General features: G+C 72.6%; 4 protein-coding genes. All 4 read left to right on the top strand.

Annotation, left to right across the window (positions count from 1 at the left end):
* The first annotated feature begins 178 nt into the window (after window positions 1-178).
* The 4 genes from DQW06_RS09320 (at window position 179) to DQW06_RS09330 (ending at window position 2,283) form a co-directional block, all read left to right on the top strand.
* Entirely contained in the window at window positions 179-517 is a 339-nt protein-coding gene (locus DQW06_RS09320) for a thioredoxin family protein (RefSeq protein ID WP_013155348.1), read from the top strand.
* A gap of 96 nt (window positions 518-613) precedes the next feature.
* On the top strand, window positions 614-700 hold the full coding sequence (locus DQW06_RS29875) for a putative leader peptide (RefSeq protein WP_352231633.1): 87 nt from the start codon (window positions 614-616) through the stop codon (window positions 698-700).
* 435 nt (window positions 701-1,135) lie between these two features.
* Window positions 1,136-1,981 (top strand): sulfurtransferase, encoded by an 846-nt coding sequence (locus DQW06_RS09325; protein ID WP_013155347.1) that lies wholly within the window; start codon window positions 1,136-1,138, stop codon window positions 1,979-1,981.
* Window positions 1,978-2,283 (top strand): DUF1416 domain-containing protein, encoded by a 306-nt coding sequence (locus DQW06_RS09330; protein ID WP_013155346.1) that lies wholly within the window; start codon window positions 1,978-1,980, stop codon window positions 2,281-2,283. The genes DQW06_RS09325 and DQW06_RS09330 overlap by 4 nt, the downstream gene beginning before the upstream one ends.
* The last annotated feature ends 82 nt before the right edge of the window (window positions 2,284-2,365 follow it).

The following is a 2,365-nucleotide window of genomic DNA, read 5'->3' on the forward strand; positions in this document are numbered from 1 at the left end:
CCGCCGCGGTCCTCGCCGGACGGTACGGCCGCGGGGCCGGAGCGCAGGCCGGCGGCCGGGCGCGCGGACCGCGCCGACCCGTCCCGGTGCGCGGACCGTGCCGGGACGGGCGGCCCGCGCACCGGGAGCGGCGGCGGGAGGACCGGGGAAGAGGACACGCAAGGGGAGGGGAAGCGTCATGGCGCGACAGGACGCGGACGCGGCGGGCGACGTGCTCACCGCGGAGGAGGTCGGCGCCCCGTTGGGGGAGCGGGCCACCCTCGTGCAGTTCTCCACCGCCTTCTGCCAGCCCTGCCGGGCCACCCGGCGCGTCCTCGACGAGGTCGCGGGCATGGTCGGCGGCGTCGCGCACGTGGAGGTGGACGCCGAGTCCCGTCTCGACCTCGTCCGCCGCCTGGACGTCACGGGCACCCCCACCGTCCTGGTCCTGGACGCCTCCGGCCGCGTGGTGCGCCGGGCGGCGGGCCAGCCCCGCAAGGCGGACGTGATCGCCGCGATCGGCGCTGCCGTCCTCTGAACGGCCTCCCCGGGGACGCCGCACCGACGCGGACGACATCTCTGTGATCCAGGCCACCAGTGACAAACGCGTAACGGGGCCTGTAGCGTCTCCGGTGTGACCTCTTTGACGAGCGCGTATCTGACGAAGCGACGGGCAGTGGACTTCTGCCGCGTCGCCACCGCGCTCTGTCTGTGTCCCTAGGGCGGACGGGCCCCGGAGCCCACGCCCCCTCCGTGCGACTGGTTCTCCTCTTCCGTGTACGCATCTGGGGACAGCACACATGCGGGTCGACCCTCACGGGCAGCGCCTCGCGCCTGCCCTGACCACTTCCGTACCAGCCGGAGCCCCGGCAGCCGCCGACCTTCGCGTCCTCGGCCGCCGTCCTCCGTCCTGCGCGGGCGCGGTGGTCGGGAGGGTCCGGCAACCGCTCCGCAGCCCGCTGTCCGCGTTCCCCGTACGCCCGGGGTCCGGCGTGCCCCGACCCGTGGGAGCACGTCCGGCGGCCCCGGCCCGTGCCGGAACCGGGAGCCCCGCACCACTCCGCAGACTTTCCACATCCCCCGCTCCCGGGACGGCAGCCCCCGGGAGCACCGACCCGCACACGCGACACCGCACAAGAAACACAGGAGGTTCCCCATGAGCCGCTCCGACGTCCTCGTGGACGCCGACTGGGTGGAGGCTCACCTGGACGACGCCGACGTGGTCCTGGTCGAGGTCGACGAGGACACGTCCGCGTACGACAAGGGCCACATCCCCGGCGCCGTCAAGATCGACTGGAAGACGGACCTCCAGGACCCGGTCCGCCGCGACTTCGTGGACCGCACCGGTTTCGAGAAGCTGCTGTCCGCCAAGGGCATCGGCAACGACGACCAGGTCATCCTGTACGGCGGCAACAACAACTGGTTCGCCGCCTACGCGTACTGGTACTTCAAGCTCTACGGCCACACCAACGTCCGCCTGCTGGACGGCGGCCGCAAGAAGTGGGAGCTCGACTCCCGCGAGCTCGTCAAGGAGGTCCCCGAGCGGGCCGCCACCCAGTACACCGCCCAGGAGCAGGACGCCTCGATCCGCGCCTTCCGCGACGAGGTCGTGCAGGCCATCGGCACCAAGGACCTGGTCGACGTGCGCTCGCCCGACGAGTTCACCGGCAAGCTGCTCGCTCCCGCGCACCTGCCGCAGGAGACCTCGCAGCGCCCGGGCCACATCCCGACCGCGCGCAACATCCCGTGGGCCAAGACGGCCAACGAGGACGGCACCTTCAAGACCGCCGACGAGCTGCGCGAGCTCTACACCGGCGCGGGCGTGGACCTGGACAAGGACATCATCGCCTACTGCCGGATCGGCGAGCGCTCCTCGCACACCTGGTTCGCCCTGCACGAGATCCTGGGCCTGGAGAACGTCAAGAACTACGACGGCTCGTGGACCGAGTACGGCTCCCTCGTGGGCGTCCCGGTCGAGCTGGGGGAGGCCGAGGCCAAGTGAGCGACAGCTGCGGAGCGCCGGTCGGCGGGGTCGCCCTCGCCGACGTCGACGCCGGGAACCAGGCGGTCATCCAGGGCACGGTCACCCGTGACGGACAGCCGCTGAGCGGGGCCTACGCCCGCCTGCTGAACGACTCCGACGACTTCGTCGGAGAGGTGGCCACCGGCGAGGAGGGCACGTTCCGCTTCTTCGCCGCCGACGGCTCCTGGAAGGTGCGCGTCCTCGCCTCGAAGGGCTTCACCGGCGAGTACGCGGTGCAGGCCGAGGTGGGCAAGGTCATCGACCTCCAGGTGCAGGCCTAGACGGCCGGGCGACCTCAGGCGTACGGGGCGCCGGTGCCGACGGGAGACCGTCCGGCACCGGCGCCCCGCGCCGTTGCGGACC

Origin of the sequence: Nocardiopsis sp. TNDT3, from assembly GCF_003427465.1 — a bacterium.
In the GTDB taxonomy this organism is placed as follows: Bacteria; Actinomycetota; Actinomycetes; order Streptosporangiales; family Streptosporangiaceae; genus Nocardiopsis; species Nocardiopsis dassonvillei.